Origin of the sequence: Niallia taxi (assembly GCF_004005475.1) — a bacterium.
Classification (GTDB): domain Bacteria; phylum Bacillota; class Bacilli; order Bacillales; family Cytobacillaceae; genus Niallia; species Niallia taxi.
In genome coordinates, this window is sequence record NZ_RZTZ01000001.1 from 949,134 (window position 1) to 964,945 (window position 15,812).

Sequence of the window (15,812 nt, forward strand, 5' to 3'; positions counted from 1 at the left end):
CCTTTCCAATAACAGGCTTTGCATGAGTGGATGAAGTACTAGATAATTCTTTATGATTATCCATATGTAAGCACCTCCTTTACGTTTTTATTATAACGAAGTTTACTCAGCAATTAAATTGTTTTTCTCTCTTTGAGTGGCGCATTCACAATCCAAGCCCATTATACATATATCGTTACAGAACCCTTTTATGCACATAAAAGCTTTGAAGACAGGAGGAAAAGAGGATGAGTACGTCTGGTTTTGTCCCTGATAATTCAAACATAAAGAAGACAAGTGGGACTCCTAATCTCTTTTTTGATGCTAAAAACAATGTCGAGTTTGAAAAGGACGCTGATAATATTATTTATAAAGTGACCTCAACCCAGCTCCCGGCAATGGTTGGTGGCGCTTTTGCAGATGTGTATCTTTCAAGTGGGCATATACGAGAGCCGCATTGGCATCCTAATTCATGGGAATTAGATGTCATTGTCTCAGGTGAAGCACAAATTTCTATTGTTGATCCTGATACAAATAAATTGCACAGTTATATTGCCAAAGCTGGTCAAGTTGTATTTATCCCTATGGGCTGGTGGCATTGGATAACTGCTTTGTCAGATAAACTGCATATGCACCTCTTTTTCAACAATGACCAATTTGAAACAGCGTTAGGCTCCAATATGCTGCGGCTTACCCCACCAGAGGTATATCAGCTTTCATATGGTGTTGCTGCAGACAAAATAGCGGACATTTTAAGCCCCATTGATGCTGCAGTTGAAATCGGACCACCATCTAAATCTGCAGTCCGCAACGAAACGAATACAAAGAATTCGACCATTACAACATCCGGTAACCAATCCAAACACCTGAAGTCAGAAGAAATAGTAGTTAATATTGGCTTTAAAAACATGAAGCTGTAAATGCGACAATCCAGCATGGCAAACCTTAAATTTTTATTTATAGTAATATCCTCATATCCAATAAAGCTAAAAAAAAGGCACCCTAATTAGTAGACATAGCCTACTAATTAGGGTGCGCTTCATTCTGAGAAAAGCTTTTAAAAATTTGCGATTGGAAATGTATTAAGAAGACATGATAGAGAGGGGTTGTGAAATTAAATTAGAAGATTATTAAGAAGACATCTTATTAAACAACTGTAACAAAATCGCGGACGTTGATACGGTATAGATCTGTACCAACAAGTATTAAAGCATATACTCCTGTGTTATCTTTGATTAATCCTTGGTATGTTCCATACGTTGGTTGACCATAGAAAGGAACAGTAGCTTGCAGTGTAAAGTAAATACCTTGATTTCTAGCTATCCCTGCAAACAGGCCTTGTTCTGTAATAGAGATATATTTAGCATAATCGTCATGTTTTTTATCATCATGTTTTTTATCGTCATGCTTCTTGTCATCGTGTTTTTTATCATCATGCTTCTTGTCATCGTGTTTTTTGTCGTCATCTTTCTTTTTATCCCACGGATTTTCTCCATTTGGAGGCATCATCATACTATCTTCTCCTTTATCAGTTGAATTTTCTTCTATTGCCATATCGTCCAATGGCTTGTCCACTTCCATACTTTTACCTTTGTTTTCTTGGTGCCCTTTGTGTTGCTTATGCTTTTCAAATAACAAAATTTCAAATTTAAATTTCATCAATTAGCTCCTCCCTCATGAATTCTTAATACTCTATACTATATTAATGCTTGTCCTTTAAAGAAACCGCATTTCCCCAAGAGTTCGTCCATTTTAATAGAAATAATAAAAGCGTGGAAGTTAACATTTGACACCATAAAAGATAGACACAAAAAACAGGCGCACTTTTTTAAAGTACACCACAGTCCTTTTTCAGAGCCACCAGTTATATCAGCTCATTTATCTCTTGAATAGCTGCTTTTAAGTCAGTTTGAGTTTTTAATAGCTTATTTCTTAAATTTGCATTAACAAACGGATCATCTAAATAAAAAGCTGCGAAAGCCTGTTGCTTATATCTTGGAACAATATGCATATGAAAATGTGATAACTCGCTAAAAACTCCTCCATTTTGACAAATCGTTATCCCATCTGGTTTATAAAGGGTCTTTACCGCTTTTGATATTACACTTGCTGCTTGGAAACAAGAGCTTGCTGTTTCTGCATCCAGTTCATCCATATCCTCAAAGTGTTTCTTTGTTACTATTAATACATGGCCTTCATTGTATGGGTCATGGTCTAAAATACAGCAAACATAATCATTTTCAAACACTACATGCACTGGAAGCTTTTTATGTGCTAAATTACACCCTATACAAGTCAAAATCCTCACTACCCTCTAGTTCGATTTACAAGCACTCGTTCCTAAAACAATATTCTTTGCAAAAAAAGGAATCTCCTGCTTAAAAAATAATAATAGAGGGTAAAATTCCCACGTAATATGTGAACATTTTTTGAGAACATATTATTAAATAGCTCGTTCCTTAATACATGAAAAGAGGGTTTAGGATGGACAAACATATTCAAGAGTTACAAGATCAATTAAGAGCAGAACATAAAAATGTAGCCAAATACACGCAGCATGTACTGGAAGCACTTAATAAGCTGACGGAGGAACATCGTCGCATAGTATCCTCAGATGCACTTGCAGGAGTTAAGCCTGACGGTTGTGAAGAGCATGCCTTTTATAAAACAATTAATGACGTAAAGTTTACACTAGTTAATGAATTACGAAAAACGGTTGATGATTTTAATCATTTAGGTGATAAGCATCATATGCGGAATTATCCAGATGGTGTAAAAGAATAGATAGAGGAAAATCGGGAGCAGTACAGTTCCCGATTTTTTTTCACAGAATTGTTTTAGTCATGATAAAGTCTATTTGTTCCTCCTCTCCCATATAAAAGGAATGGGCACCAGTTTGAACAAATCCGTTTCTTTTATAAAAGGCGATAGCATTTTCATTTTTTTCCCATACACCAAGCCAAATTTTCTTTTTATTAAGCTCATAGGAAACGTCTATTGCCTTATTAAACAGCTGTTGCCCAAGCCCAAGCTTTTGATACTTGCTCTTTACATATATTCTCTCCACCTCAAGTGAGTCTGCCCCAATAGCTTCAGACTGAGCATTGTCTGTATTGACCTTTAAATATCCGGCGATTTCATTATGAACAAAAACAAAAAAGAATTGGGAAGATGGATTTTTCAGTTCTGTTTTTAACTGTTCTATAGTAAATGCCTTTTCCAAATAGGAGGCCATATTTTCAGGTGAATTCTGATCCTTAAATGTCTCGTTAAATGTTTCATAGCTGATTTCTTGGAGCATGTTAACATCCTCTATCATGCATTTTTTTATCGTAATAGTCATTTAAATATGTTCCTCCTTTTTCGTTTCTACCCCATATTTTTATTGCAATTACAACAATTATTACTTATAGTGAGTATATCTCAACTTTGTTGTATATGCAACAATTATCAGGAGGAGTAATGTGAAATACATTGTTTATATTTTAGGAATTGCCATCTTAACCTTTGGTATTTCCTTTACGATTCGATCAGATATTGGGACTTCACCTTTTGATGCACTTTTAGTTGGCTTGTCCATGAGGATAGGCTTAACTGTTGGAAGCTGGGAAATAATTCTCGCTGTTATCCTAATAACCTGCAACGCCTTATTAACGAAACAAAAACCGGAAATTGTAGGACTATTAACAGCATTTATAACAGGTATTTTTATTGATATATGGCTATTTATTATGGACAGCTTCCTAACACCTGAGCTTTGGTACAGTAAAGGAGTATGCTTTACGATTGGGTTAGTTCTTATCGGACTTGGTACTGCTATTTACTTACACACAAATATTGCTCCAATACCAGTGGACAGATTAACATTAATTATCCAAGAATTAACGAACACAAATATGTTTTTTGCAAGAACATTCATTTATCTTTTATTTTTGATTTTGGCAGTATTACTAAATGGACCAATTGGTATCGGTACTTTACTTACTGTTTGTTTAGGGGGAATGGTTCTCCAGTTCTTCATGCCATATACCGAAAAGACCTTAAACCACTATATAAAATCAGAAGACCAGCAGCATTCTGAAAAAATATAATACTAAGCTCCTGCTATACTTTAATTTGCCTTAATATAAGGTTTATGAACCGATAAAAACGTTAATGCTATGTAGCAATAAGGAGCTGATAATCATGTATGCAGAATTAGCTAAAAATGAACAAGGCAGATATGCTTTACCAAATGGCGAATATTTTACAGCAGATGACGACATTGAAGCCCTCATTAAGGATCAATGGATTAAAACCACTGTGCATCATAATAATGATGATTATTATTTGGTCGGCTTTGCAGATATCCCTATGGAAGGCTTAATCGCCAAGTACCCTAATGTTGTTTAATACTTAGGTAAACGAGAAATAAACAAAAACACAGCCCTTTAAAGAGCTGTGTTTTACTAGTTTACGCATACATCTTCCCATTCTCTTCCTTACGGAAAAAGCTCGTCATCGCGTTGAAGACATCTGCCTTCTGTCTCAACAAGTAATGCCTAAACTTTTCGTTAGAGATGTTTTTGTAGGCGGACATTAATGTACTGTGGCGGTTGTATTGATTTACCTCTCCATACCCAAACATATTGGACACTTCCATCAGCTCCTCGACAAGCTTAACACAGCGTGCGTTGTCGGATGTGAGATTGTCGCCATCTGAGAAATGGAATGGGTAAATATTAAACCTGTTTGGATCGTATTTGTCATCAATCAGTTCGAGTGCCTTACGGTATACAGACGAACAAATAGTACCCCCGCTTTCTCCTTTAGAGAAAAAGTCTTCTTCTGACACGACTTTTGCTTCTGTATGATGGGCGATGAATTCGATTTCGACTGTTTCATATTTCGTGCGGAGAAATCTTGTCATCCAGAAGAAAAAGCTTCTTGCCATATACTTTTCCCACAGTCCCATTGAACCGCTCGTATCCATCATTGCAAGAACAACTGCCTTCGATTCCGGCTTTGTTACTTCATTCCAAGTTTTAAACTTCAAATCCTCTGGATAAATAGGATAAAACCCTGGTTTATTGTTCATCGCATTTCGTTTAAAGGCTGACATCATCGTACGCTTCTTATCAATATTACCCATGAGCCCAGTTTTTCTAATATCGTTAAATTCAATATTTTCAACTACGATTTGATCCTGTTCTTTTCGCTTAAGATTTGGCAGCTCTAATTGTTTAAAGAGTGCTTCCTCCAGCTCCATTAAGGACACTTCTGCTTCAAAGTAATCTTCGCCAGCCTGGTCGCCGGCACCTTGCCCTTTGCCAGGTCCCTTTTGGCCGCCAGATCCATCTCGAGCCACAACATCGCCAACTTGGCTATCTCCATTTCCTTGCCCAACATGTTTATTTTTATCATAATTATAGCGAATTTTATATTCATCTAAAGAACGTATAGGGATTTTCACTACTTCTCTTCCATTAGACATAACAATGTTTTCTTCTGTAATCAAATCGGGCAGATTATTCTTGATTGCCTCCTGTACTTTTTCCTGGTGTCGTTGCTGGTCATCATGGCCTTTACGATGGAGGGACCAATCTTCTTGGGAAATTACAAACTGGTGGTTATTTTCAGGCTTTGTCATTTTTACCCCTCCTAAAAAAATTTATTAGCACCATTTTCTGGTTCCCTGCATAAACTAATTCGGGCACTGCATCCAAAAAATTAGTGATTACTCTATGATATGCATGGTACTCAAATAATTTACTAATAATTTAGATAATTAAACAATATGGTCAAATGACAATTAATTTTCTATATGGATAAAAGAAGGAACAGACAAATCCATGCCCGTTCCTCCCTTTAGTCATCAGCGATTTAATAGACTTCCAACATAACGCAGCAAATCATTTGCAGATGTTGAATTGTAGCCATGCTCATCAATTAAGCGTGCAATGACCTCATTCACTTTTTTGAGCTGCTGCTCATCAGGTGTTTTAGTGGACGTCGTAATCTTAACGACATCCTTCAAGTCAGCGAATAGCTTCTTCTGAATTGCTTCTCTCAAGCGGTCATGAGAGTTATAATCAAATCTTTTTCCTTTTCGTGCATATGCAGAAATGCGGATAAGAATCTCCTCACGGAATGATTTTTTCGCATTTTCAGAGATGCCAATTTGTTCTTCAATGGAGCGCATCAGCTTTTCATCAGGATTGATTTCCTCACCTGTAAGTGGATCGCGAAGCTTATTCTTATTGCAATACGCCTCCACATTATCCAAATAGTTATCCATAAGTGTTTTAGCTGATTCCTCATAAGAGTAAACGAACGCTTTTTGCACTTCTTTTTTCGCAATTTCATCATATTCCTTGCGGGCAAGAGAAATGCAATTCAGATACTTTTCACGCAATTCATTCGTAATGGATGAATGCTGATCCAAGCCATCCTTTAAGGAGCGAAGCACGTCTAATGCATTAATTGTCGTAATGTCCTTACGGATGATAGTTGATGAAATACGGTTGATTACATAACGTGGATCAATCCCGCTCATGCCCTCATCGCCATATTCATTCTGTAATTCTTTAATGTCAGCCGAACTGAAGCCTTCAACACTTTCACCATCATAAAGACGCATCTTCTTGACTAAGTCAATATCGCCTTTTTTCGGCTCCTTCAACCTTGTTAAAATTGTGAATATTGCGGCAATTTTTAATGTATGTGGAGCAATGTGCACATCTGCAACATCACTTTCTCTTATCATTTTTTCGTAAATTCGTTCTTCCTCAGATGCCTTTAAGTTATAAGGCACAGGCATTACAATAATACGAGAATGCAATGCTTCGTTCTTCTTGTTGGAAATAAAGGAGCGATACTCTGTTTCATTCGTATGTGCCACAATCAATTCATCGGCAGAAATAAGAGCGAAACGGCCAGCTTTGAAATTTCCTTCTTGTGTTAAAGAAAGCAAATGCCATAGGAATTTTTCATCACATTTGAGCATTTCCTGGAACTCCATCATCCCTCTGTTCGCCTTGTTTAATTCTCCATCAAAGCGATAGGCACGCGGATCTGATTCTGATCCGTATTCAGCGATTGTCGAGAAGTCAATGCTTCCAGTTAAATCGGCAATATCTTGAGATTTCGGGTCAGATGGACTGAATGTACCAATTCCTGTACGTTTATCTTCTGAGAAGAAGACCCTTTCAATCATGACATCTTCAATTTTCCCATTATATTCTTCCTGGAGTCTCATTAAATTTAATGGTGATAAATTACCTTCAATGCGAATGCCATATTCATCGTAAAAATCCTTGCGTAAATTAAGCGGAATCATATGAAGAGGGTCTTCATGCATCGGGCAGCCTTTAATTGCATATACAGCGCCTCGGTCTGTGTATGTGTACTCTTCCAATCCCCTTTTCAGCATGGTTACAAGTGTCGACTTACCGCCACTGACTGGCCCCATAAGCAGCAAAATACGTTTTCGGACATCTAGACGTTTTGCCGCAGGATGGAAATACTCTTCTACTAAGCTTTCTAATGACCCTTCTAAACCAAATAGCTGATTCGAGAAAAATTTATATTCCTTTTTCCCATTTACTTCATCAATGCCAGCGTCTTTAATCATATTGTATACACGTGAATGCGCTGATTGAGCTACCCATGGCTTTTCCTTCAAAATTTCCAAATACTCAGCAAATGTTCCTTCCCACTTAAGCAAGTCTTCTTCCTGTCTATACATCTCGATTTTTTTTAATATACTCATATGGACCTCCCCTGTCACTTTATCAGAGACGATTAATATAATCTATGCAGGCAGGAGAATGAACATGCTTAAAAAGAAAGCTTTGTTTAAAAACCAAGCTGAAGTGCTATTAAGCTAACCGAAGAAAAGCCCGAAAAAAAAGGAATTCCCGCGATAAGAATTCCTTTTTTCCCCTTTATTTTAAATCGAATTTTTTTCCTTCTACAAATTCCTTCATATATAATCGTGCTTTTTTATCTAACATGCCTATCATCTGGGCTGTCCATGTATCGCTTCTTTCGTTGTTTGTTCTTTCTTGGTAGTAGGCAGATATAATGTTGTTGTATTCTTCAAGCTCTTGTTTGTACGTTTCCAAATCCTGTTCATATTCATTTTCATGATACACATGATGGAAAGGTACTCTTGGCTTAATATCTGTATGCTGATCTGGATAACCTGCGACAATAGCGAATAATGGCAGCACTCTGTCCGGTGTTTTTAACAGTTCAACCACTTCTGGCAATTGATTACGGATTCCGCCAATATAGCAAATACCAAGTCCCATTGATTCTGCAGCAAGAGCTGCATTTTGGGCTGCTAGGGCTGCATCAATTAAGCTGACCATAAATTTCTCTGTGCTTTCAAGGGATGTAGAAACATCCTTTCCTTCCATTGCCGCTGCAACGTCATGGCGATGCAGATCTGCACAAAATACGAATACATGTCCATTCTCAGCAACATAGCTTTGATTGCCAGCAAGCTCTGCCAGTTTCTTTTTCTTTTCTTTATCTGTAATGCCGATAATGCTATATGCTTGAATGAAGCTTGATGTTGAAGCACTTTGAGCTGCTTCGACAATCGTTTTAATTTGCTCGTGAGTTAATGCCTCATCCTTGAATTTTCTTACAGAACGATGGTTCAGCATCGTCTCAATTACATTGTTCATTCCATACATCTCCATCTTTTTGTAATTTCGTCTATCCTCATTATAATAAAAAAGGCTCACAGCTAATAATAATCTGCTCTTAGCCTCCCCATAAAAAACAGGGATAAACCATACGGCTTATCCCTTAAAAGTTATTCGTACTTTTTATTTAAATCACGATAGTCCTGCTGGCGCAGCGCTTCATAAACAAGAATTGCCGCTGTGTTTGATAAATTTAAGGAACGGATATGGTCAGTCATTGGAATACGCAATGCTCTGTCTTTATTGTTTTCAATAATATCCTTCGGCAAGCCTGTCGTTTCTCTGCCGAAAATGAAATAATAATCCTTGTCCTTGTCACTGTAATCAAAGGAAGAATGTGGCTTCGTCCCAAACTTCGTCAAATAGAAGAATTCTCCTTCTTTATTTTCTTCGAAGAAAATGTCAATGGAATCATAATAACGGATATCGACATGCTCCCAGTAATCTAAACCAGCGCGTTTCAGCATCTTATCATCAGTTGAAAAGCCTAATGGACGAATAAGATGGAGCACTGTATCGGTTCCAGCACAAGTTCTTGCGATATTGCCGGTATTGGATGGAATTTGTGGTTGATATAATACGATATGTAAAGCCAATCTTGTCACCTCTATCAATTACTTCATTGTTTATTATACACCTTGCCGGCAAAAAAATAATGGTTTTGCTTTTTTCTTCTTTACTGACCGTCAATTATCGAGAAAAATCGGTATTTAATATTTGGTGTATATGCTGTTGAATCTTCATATGCCCAATATCTCATTCTGCTGTTATACGTATGGGCGTTTACTAATGGTTCCCCATTTCCATCCTTTGCAGTCACGATTGTTGTGTGATTGTACTTGCCATCCCCCTCAAAATCATAGCAAATAACATCACCAAGTTTCAATTGTGATACATCGCCTACCACTTTTGCCCGCAAACCCTGCTTTGAAGCTTCTAGATAACGAGGAAAGGCATTGGCGACAGCCCAGCTGTAGCTCCAGCTGTTATTCTGCATCCACCATCCGTTCCCCCTGTTTGGATAGCCCCTCATTGGCGCTCCTCCAGCACGGACGCATTGGGAAATATAGTTCGTGCAGTCCACCTCAAATTGGTGATATGCAGGATTATAGCTATTCCACCATTTTTCAGCATATTGAACAGCCTTCCGTCTGTCATACGTATATCGCACCTCATCGCTCTGCGCATCAAATAAACTTAAGTCTCTCATCAAATCATCTTGAGGTGAGATAAGAATTTCCTTATCTTCTATTAATATCCCTTTATAAAAAATCCCTCTTCGGTTTTCAATCTCTTCCTCTACATAAAAATGATCCTTTTGCTTAATAAAATATTGAAGATGAACTTTATAATCCACTTCCTCTGTATCTTCCTGACTGTTAATCACCTGTATATTTCCACGTGCCTTCACATTTACAATAGCAGAATTCCGTCTTTCAAAGAGCCTTGTCTTTCTTTCAAACTTATCATCTAAAACAGGACCCCTGCCATCTGCCACACATTGCTGCATTCTTTTTTCCAACAGCTCTAACAACTGAGTTCTCAATTTATACACTCCTTTCCATGCTTATACATATGTAAAGGAGCTTCATACCTTGCTATAAAATCAAAAAAGGTATGTGACAAAACACTGATAACCTATCTAATTACGAAATAGATTATATTTAGTTTGAAGCAATGGATTTATGAATTGGGAATGGCTTTAAAGTTAGTTTGTTTCATTACACTAAGGTTTTTAACCAATTAAAAAAAACTGAACTATTAATCGATAAACGATAAAATAGTTCAGTTTTAAGTTAGAGTTATCCTTAATTCCCAGCTTTGTTTAGCCTCAAGATGACAGATGGGCAAGTGCATCCTGCATTTCCTGCAACACTTCTGGATCTGTTTCTGAATTGCTGATTGCTACTAAAGCCTGCTTTGATTCAGAGCCGCCAATTTTACCTAAAGCCCATGCAGCAGTCCCTCTTATAACAGGTCTTGGATCATTTTTCATTACGCCAATGATATCAGTCACTGCACTTTCCTCCTTGAAATGGGCAAGTGCAATAATCGCATTACGCTGGATCGGCTTCTTTCCTCTCCAGGAGCCTGATATATGTCCGTACTTTTCTTTAAATTCCTTATTGCTGATCGTCAAAAGCGGCACAAGCAGCGGCTTAGCGATTTCAGGATCTGGCTCCATTTCAATATGGTTATGAAAATCCATGCCTTTGTTTTTCGGACAAATAGTCTGGCATGTGTCACAGCCGTATATTCTATTGCCGAGCTTCTCTCGGAACTCTTCTGCCAAAAATCCCTTTGTCTGTGTCTGAAAGGCAATGCAGCGCTGTGCGTCAAGCTGTCCACCTTGAATAAGTGCGCCAGTTGGACAGGCATCAATACATTTATTGCACTCTCCGCATTGGTCCTCCATCGGTGTATCCGGCGATAGAGGCAAATTTGTAATCATCTCCCCTAAATATACGTAGGAGCCAAATTCTGGTGTAATGATGGCACAGTTTTTCGCTGACCAGCCAACCCCTGCACGCTGGGCAACAGCTCTGTCAACCAGCTCACCTGTATCCACCATTGATTTACATAGTGCATCTGGAACTCGCTCCATAATATATTTTTCCAGCTTGGAAAGCCTGTCCCGCAACACAACATGGTAGTCTGTTCCCCAGGATGCACGGCAAAATATTCCCCGCCTTGCTCCTTTTTTACTTGTAACTCGCTCCTTCATTTTTGAAGGGTATGCTAATGCAATGGAAATAATTGATTTAGGTTGATCCAAAAGGAGGGAGGGATTCACTCTTTTTTCAATATCCTTCTCCTCAAAACCTGATTGATAGTTAAGCTCTTGCTGCTTAATCAATCTGATTCGCATTTCCTCAAAGGTGCTTGCCGTAGTAAAGCCAATTTTGTCAATCCCAATTGTTTTGCTGTAGTCAATAATATCCTGCTTCAGCTGATCGTAGTCCATGCTGCTCCCTCCTTTCTTCTTCTTTGGTTTTTTGGTGTTTTTTCGCTAAAATAATAGCATAACATATAGACATTATTTATTGGAGGTACATATTATTGGATATTTCAATTACAAAGGAACTCGCTTCCCTTATACCTGGCTTTAAAATCGGGGCAATTTTCTATAACAATATTGAAGTTGGCGAATCACCGCAAATGGTAAAAGGCCGTCTACAGCTTTTCCAGGAATCCATCTATTTCGATTTACTGGAGAAAAAGGTCCAAGACATTCCATCGATTCAAGAATGGCGCCAAATTTTCAAGAGTATCGGCAAGGATCCGAACCGCTACCGACATTCTGCCGAGGCGCTGTATAGACGAGTTCACAAGCAGAACTATCTGCAGCCAATCAACAGCAGCATTGATTTAAATAATTTCTTTTCCCTTCAATACGGAGTGCCAATTGGCGTTTATGACCTGGCTAAATTAAATGGTGCTATTACAATCAGGCTAGGAAAAGAAGGTGAGCAGTACACGGGATTGAACGGCAGAGCTAATTCTCTTGAAAACTTAATTATAAGTGAAGATGTATCCGGCCCATTCGGAAGTCCTTTTGTTGATTCGGACAGAGCACCAGTGACAACTGATACGAAAGACGCTGTCCAGCTTGTTTACCTCCAAGCGTCCACACAAAAGGAAACAGCAGAACGCATGGTAGCTTCTTTAATGGATATGTTTGTCCAAATTCACGGCGGGCAGGCACAATTTACAATTGTAGAATAAATACGAGCATGTTCAGGTAAATCTTGAGCATGCTTATTTATATATCTACAGTGTATCCAGTTCATTTTCTGCTGAAACAAAGTTATCCACAGTTTATATCAATTTATGAGTTATCCACAGGGGAAAGAAAATCTCCTCATAATGAAAAAACGCAATGCTTCGTTCTTCTTTGAAACGAAACACTGCGTTGTGACTATGTATGGAGCGGGTGATGGGAATCGAACCCACGACATCAGCTTGGAAGGCTGAGGTTTTACCATTAAACTACACCCGCATTTTTTAATAAGTTTCTTTACGAAAAAACAACTTATTTTTAACACGTTTTTTATTATATAACTGCCCTTTTAAAAAATCAACCACTTTTCGACATTTTTTTTACAAACATTAAAGTTTGATGTTAGTTCTTCAACATTTGAGGACTAACTTTTTACTATAGTATGAAGACTTTCTTTAAATAGTACATATAAATAAACAAAATTAGACCAGAGAATGTCTGGTCTAATCTTGTTTGTATACAAACACATATGAAATAAGTGGTTGATTTCAGGCGAGCGCAGAAAAATATCGGCGTTGCTTCAGTCTCACCTGTCTCGCTATTCCAAGTGCCTCTTACTCTCCCATTTTCTAAATGTAATCTCTCCAATATGCCGATGAGCTAAGACAGATAAATCTGTTTTCATTTTAGAATATATTCTTCCGCTCTTTGAGTCCGAACATAATTGTAATAAGCATCACTATACCTATAATGAGGACGTACAGGTTGACGGCACCGCTGACTCCTAGTATTTGGGATAGGAATCCTAATCCAATAACCGGCAGGCTGACACCTAAATAAGTAATAACAAAGAAGGTTGAAACAATATTCCCTTTCGTTTTTGACGGTGATCTTTCATTAATCAAAGCAAGGCTGCCTGCATAGGCAGGACCGTTTCCTCCACCGATTAGAACTGCTGAAATGAGCAGCAGCACCAGTGACTTTGCTGCTAGTGTAATAACAAGCAGTATAAGCCCAAGCGTCAGCAATATATAACCAATAGTTATCATCGTTCGTAATGAGAACTGCTTCAGCAATATTTGGTTTGCAGCTGCGGCAATTAACCCTAATGCAACGACAATTCCTGAAATAGTTAATGAGTGGACTTGTGTAAAGCTTGATAGATTAGCAGGAATTAAGCTCATGAACATGCTGATAATCGACCATGCTAAAAATGATGTAATGGATGCCAATATAAAGCTTTTAAGCATTGATTTTGGGACATACGGCTTTTTCAGTTTAACGGGCTGCAGACCAGGACGGACATTTTCATTCAAGAAGAACAATGCCGCAAAGCATGGCAGGATAAACAGTAAATGCACATAGTATGATAATCTCAATGGGAACGGTGCGAAATCGCCAAGTAAGCCAGATAGAATTGGGCCAATTGCATTACCGAGCGTTACAGCCAATGCGCAAATAAGTGCTGTTTTCTTTTTGTCCCTTTTTTCGTCTAATTCGGTCAAAGCTGCAACAGCAACACCATTTAAAATCCCAACAGACAAGCCTTGAAACAGCCTTGCAAGCAGGAGCATGCCAAGACCGTCAGCAATCGTGAAGCACGCAGTACCGATTATGGAAAACAGAATTCCCGGTATTAACACCTTCTTCCTGCCAATCTGATCCGAAAGCTGGCCTGCAACAATAATTGCTGGGATAACAGTAAATGCGTAAATGGCGAAAACTAATGTAATCATTCCTGAAGAAAGTCCCCACTCTTGGCGGTAGAGTGTGTAAAGGGAAGCAGGTATATTGGTACCAAATAGCGTTAAGAATAAACAGCAAGCAACAAGCCAGAAGGACATTTTTTTGCTTAATGTCCGCTGTTCTCGCATCACTTGGATAGAGCTTGTGCGCTGCATTAGCCTTTGTTGGAAAGCAGAGCGGGCAATCGCTGAAGCGTCAATATCCACAACATCCAATAAGCCTTGCAATCCGACAATCAAATTTTGAACTTGCTGCTCTTCTGCATTGCTTGCAATCCTGATTCTTGTAGTCTCTTTATATTTTTTTGTTTGAATACTTTCTATATTAACTTCGTGTGCTCCAAATAGATTGGATATACGAGCCAGGACTCCCGGCTGATCTATAACTAGCATGGAAATACGATAATCAGAAGCCATCAGCTCTTCACTCCCTTACTCAAGTATCTTTACTTATATTGTAAAGCATGAATAAATATAAAGTCTATACACTTGTAAGAAAATATAACATGAAAATATCGACAAAATGTGCCAACCGTTATAAATACTATTAGATCAAGGTTTTTTAGGCTCTTCCAATTATATGACTTTATTGAATTTATTTTATTTTCAGAAAACTTTTGCATATTTTTTGTATATTTTATTCATTCTTTTTATAATGGAAAACTGCTGACTCTCCTAAAAATTGAACATTTTATGAACTGTTATTTATATTGTGATAATTTTCACATATATCCATTGTAAATATCAGTAACAACATTCATAATATGGTTATCAAATGTTTCCATAGTGTTAACACATATAGAAAAGCTTAAACTTGGAGGAATCGTGATGGAAGGCGCATCTTTATATCAGGTAGAAAAACTGGCTCTAAAAAAATGGAAAATATTCAAACAGAGCAAATTCCGATTTTTCATGCGGGCTGTTGTTGCGAGCATGTTTATCGGCTTTGGAGTAATTGTTGCATTCAAAACAGGAAATTTCTTTTATGCGGAAGGCTCCCCCTTCGCTTACCCTGCAGCTGCACTCGTGTTTGGTGCCGCCATTATCCTAATAGCGTATGGAGGCGGAGACTTATTTACAGGCAATACGTTTTACTACACATATGCGGCATTACGAAAAAAAATTGCTTGGCGGGATGTTTTTAAGGTTTGGGGCACAAGCTATGCCGGCAACATATGTGGAGCTGTTTTCTTTGCTGTATTCATTTACCTAACAGGCTTGTTCAAGTCACATGAGGTGAATGAATTCATGCTGCACGCTGCCCAGACAAAGATCGAAGCACCAATTAGTGAATTGTTTTTCCGGGGAATCCTTTGTAACTGGCTAGTCTGCCTTGCCTTTTTTATTCCAATGTCCTTAAAGGAAGATATTGCAAAAATATTCGCAATGATTCTGTTCGTATTCTGCTTCTTCATTTCTGGATATGAACACAGTATTGCTAATATGGCTACCTTCTCCATCTCCCTTATACTTGATCAAAACCCTGCCATTACATTGCCAGGCATCATCCGCAATATTATTCCTGTCACATTAGGTAATCTAGTTGGCGGCGTTGGATTTATGGGTGTGATGTACTATTATGTGAACAAACCGTTTATGGACGATATCGACGAAAAATAAAAGGAAGCCTGAACACTTTGTTCAGGCTTCCTTTGTTGCTTGAGAAAGGTA

The 15,812-nt window shown here is 38.1% G+C and carries 16 protein-coding genes and 1 tRNA gene; 6 read left to right on the plus strand and 11 right to left on the minus strand.

Going from position 1 to position 15,812, the window contains the following annotated elements:
* Window positions 1-227 precede the first annotated feature (227 nt).
* On the plus strand, window positions 228-899 hold the full coding sequence (locus tag EM808_RS04655) for a cupin domain-containing protein (RefSeq protein WP_127736529.1): 672 nt from the start codon (window positions 228-230) through the stop codon (window positions 897-899).
* A 226-nt stretch (window positions 900-1,125) separates the two neighbouring features.
* On the opposite strand, the gene EM808_RS28905 is transcribed toward EM808_RS04655, so the two are convergent.
* Both EM808_RS28905 and EM808_RS04665 read right to left on the minus strand, forming a co-directional pair.
* Window positions 1,126-1,641, minus strand: coding sequence for a hypothetical protein (locus tag EM808_RS28905; RefSeq protein ID WP_182103728.1), 516 nt, complete (start codon window positions 1,639-1,641; stop codon window positions 1,126-1,128).
* A 202-nt stretch (window positions 1,642-1,843) separates the two neighbouring features.
* A complete protein-coding gene (locus tag EM808_RS04665; protein WP_127736532.1) occupies window positions 1,844-2,287 on the minus strand; it encodes an HIT family protein in 444 nt (147 codons plus the stop codon).
* A 176-nt stretch (window positions 2,288-2,463) separates the two neighbouring features.
* On the opposite strand from EM808_RS04665, the gene EM808_RS04670 reads away from it, so the two are divergent.
* A complete protein-coding gene (locus EM808_RS04670) occupies window positions 2,464-2,763 on the plus strand; it encodes a hypothetical protein (protein ID WP_127736535.1) in 300 nt (99 codons plus the stop codon).
* A 40-nt stretch (window positions 2,764-2,803) separates the two neighbouring features.
* On the opposite strand, the gene EM808_RS04675 is transcribed toward EM808_RS04670, so the two are convergent.
* Window positions 2,804-3,322, minus strand: a complete 519-nt coding sequence (locus EM808_RS04675) for a GNAT family N-acetyltransferase (protein ID WP_127736538.1) — start codon at window positions 3,320-3,322, stop codon at window positions 2,804-2,806.
* Between the two features lie 121 nt (window positions 3,323-3,443).
* Between EM808_RS04675 and EM808_RS04680 the strand changes: the two genes are divergently transcribed.
* Both EM808_RS04680 and EM808_RS04685 read left to right on the plus strand, forming a co-directional pair.
* The gene (locus EM808_RS04680) at window positions 3,444-4,070 is read left to right on the plus strand and encodes a YczE/YyaS/YitT family protein (protein ID WP_127736541.1); all 627 of its coding nucleotides are present in this window, start codon (window positions 3,444-3,446) and stop codon (window positions 4,068-4,070) included.
* Window positions 4,071-4,164: 94 nt separating this feature from the next.
* Complete coding sequence (locus tag EM808_RS04685) at window positions 4,165-4,371, plus strand: DUF5348 domain-containing protein (RefSeq protein WP_127736544.1); 207 nt, start codon at window positions 4,165-4,167, stop codon at window positions 4,369-4,371.
* 61 nt (window positions 4,372-4,432) lie between these two features.
* Here the strand turns inward: EM808_RS04685 and yhbH are convergent, their stop codons facing one another.
* The 6 genes from yhbH to queG form a co-directional block, all read right to left on the minus strand.
* Window positions 4,433-5,608 carry a sporulation protein YhbH gene (gene yhbH / locus EM808_RS04690; protein WP_127736547.1) on the minus strand — a complete coding sequence of 392 codons (1,176 nt, stop codon included), beginning with the start codon at window positions 5,606-5,608 and terminating at the stop codon, window positions 4,433-4,435.
* A gap of 225 nt (window positions 5,609-5,833) precedes the next feature.
* Window positions 5,834-7,729, minus strand: coding sequence for a PrkA family serine protein kinase (locus EM808_RS04695; protein ID WP_127736550.1), 1,896 nt, complete (start codon window positions 7,727-7,729; stop codon window positions 5,834-5,836).
* A gap of 175 nt (window positions 7,730-7,904) precedes the next feature.
* Entirely contained in the window at window positions 7,905-8,654 is a 750-nt protein-coding gene (gene nfsA / locus EM808_RS04700) for an oxygen-insensitive NADPH nitroreductase (RefSeq protein ID WP_127736553.1), read from the minus strand.
* A gap of 131 nt (window positions 8,655-8,785) precedes the next feature.
* Entirely contained in the window at window positions 8,786-9,271 is a 486-nt protein-coding gene (gene trmL / locus EM808_RS04705) for a tRNA (uridine(34)/cytosine(34)/5-carboxymethylaminomethyluridine(34)-2'-O)-methyltransferase TrmL (protein WP_127736556.1), read from the minus strand.
* A gap of 80 nt (window positions 9,272-9,351) precedes the next feature.
* Window positions 9,352-10,221, minus strand: a complete 870-nt coding sequence (locus EM808_RS04710) for an amidase domain-containing protein (protein WP_127736559.1) — start codon at window positions 10,219-10,221, stop codon at window positions 9,352-9,354.
* Window positions 10,222-10,506: 285 nt separating this feature from the next.
* Window positions 10,507-11,640, minus strand: coding sequence for a tRNA epoxyqueuosine(34) reductase QueG (queG, locus tag EM808_RS04715; RefSeq protein WP_127736562.1), 1,134 nt, complete (start codon window positions 11,638-11,640; stop codon window positions 10,507-10,509).
* A gap of 95 nt (window positions 11,641-11,735) precedes the next feature.
* Between queG and EM808_RS04720 the strand changes: the two genes are divergently transcribed.
* Window positions 11,736-12,401 carry a B3/B4 domain-containing protein gene (locus EM808_RS04720; protein ID WP_127736565.1) on the plus strand — a complete coding sequence of 222 codons (666 nt, stop codon included), beginning with the start codon at window positions 11,736-11,738 and terminating at the stop codon, window positions 12,399-12,401.
* Window positions 12,402-12,601: 200 nt separating this feature from the next.
* Here EM808_RS04720 and EM808_RS04725 read toward each other — a convergent pair.
* Together EM808_RS04725 and EM808_RS04730 are read right to left on the minus strand one after the other, a co-directional pair.
* A tRNA-Gly gene (locus EM808_RS04725) sits at window positions 12,602-12,675 on the minus strand.
* Window positions 12,676-13,082: 407 nt separating this feature from the next.
* Window positions 13,083-14,558 carry an MFS transporter gene (locus EM808_RS04730; protein ID WP_127736568.1) on the minus strand — a complete coding sequence of 492 codons (1,476 nt, stop codon included), beginning with the start codon at window positions 14,556-14,558 and terminating at the stop codon, window positions 13,083-13,085.
* A 411-nt stretch (window positions 14,559-14,969) separates the two neighbouring features.
* Between EM808_RS04730 and EM808_RS04735 the strand changes: the two genes are divergently transcribed.
* On the plus strand, window positions 14,970-15,761 hold the full coding sequence (locus tag EM808_RS04735) for a formate/nitrite transporter family protein (protein ID WP_127736571.1): 792 nt from the start codon (window positions 14,970-14,972) through the stop codon (window positions 15,759-15,761).
* Window positions 15,762-15,812 lie beyond the last annotated feature (51 nt).

Excerpts from the sequence above, each read along its gene's own strand:
- EM808_RS04685 (WP_127736544.1), top strand. The coding sequence starts at position 4,165 with ATGTATGCAGAATTAGCTAAAAATGAACAAGGCAGATATGCTTTACCA.
- EM808_RS04730 (WP_127736568.1), bottom strand. The coding sequence starts at position 14,558 with ATGGCTTCTGATTATCGTATTTCCATGCTAGTTATAGATCAGCCGGGA.
- EM808_RS04655 (WP_127736529.1), top strand. The coding sequence starts at position 228 with ATGAGTACGTCTGGTTTTGTCCCTGATAATTCAAACATAAAGAAGACA.
- EM808_RS04695 (WP_127736550.1), bottom strand. The coding sequence starts at position 7,729 with ATGAGTATATTAAAAAAAATCGAGATGTATAGACAGGAAGAAGACTTG.
- EM808_RS04675 (WP_127736538.1), bottom strand. The coding sequence starts at position 3,322 with ATGACTATTACGATAAAAAAATGCATGATAGAGGATGTTAACATGCTC.
- queG (WP_127736562.1), bottom strand. The coding sequence starts at position 11,640 with ATGGACTACGATCAGCTGAAGCAGGATATTATTGACTACAGCAAAACA.
- EM808_RS04735 (WP_127736571.1), top strand. The coding sequence starts at position 14,970 with ATGGAAGGCGCATCTTTATATCAGGTAGAAAAACTGGCTCTAAAAAAA.
- nfsA (WP_127736553.1), bottom strand. The coding sequence starts at position 8,654 with ATGAACAATGTAATTGAGACGATGCTGAACCATCGTTCTGTAAGAAAA.
- yhbH (WP_127736547.1), bottom strand. The coding sequence starts at position 5,608 with ATGACAAAGCCTGAAAATAACCACCAGTTTGTAATTTCCCAAGAAGAT.
- EM808_RS04670 (WP_127736535.1), top strand. The coding sequence starts at position 2,464 with ATGGACAAACATATTCAAGAGTTACAAGATCAATTAAGAGCAGAACAT.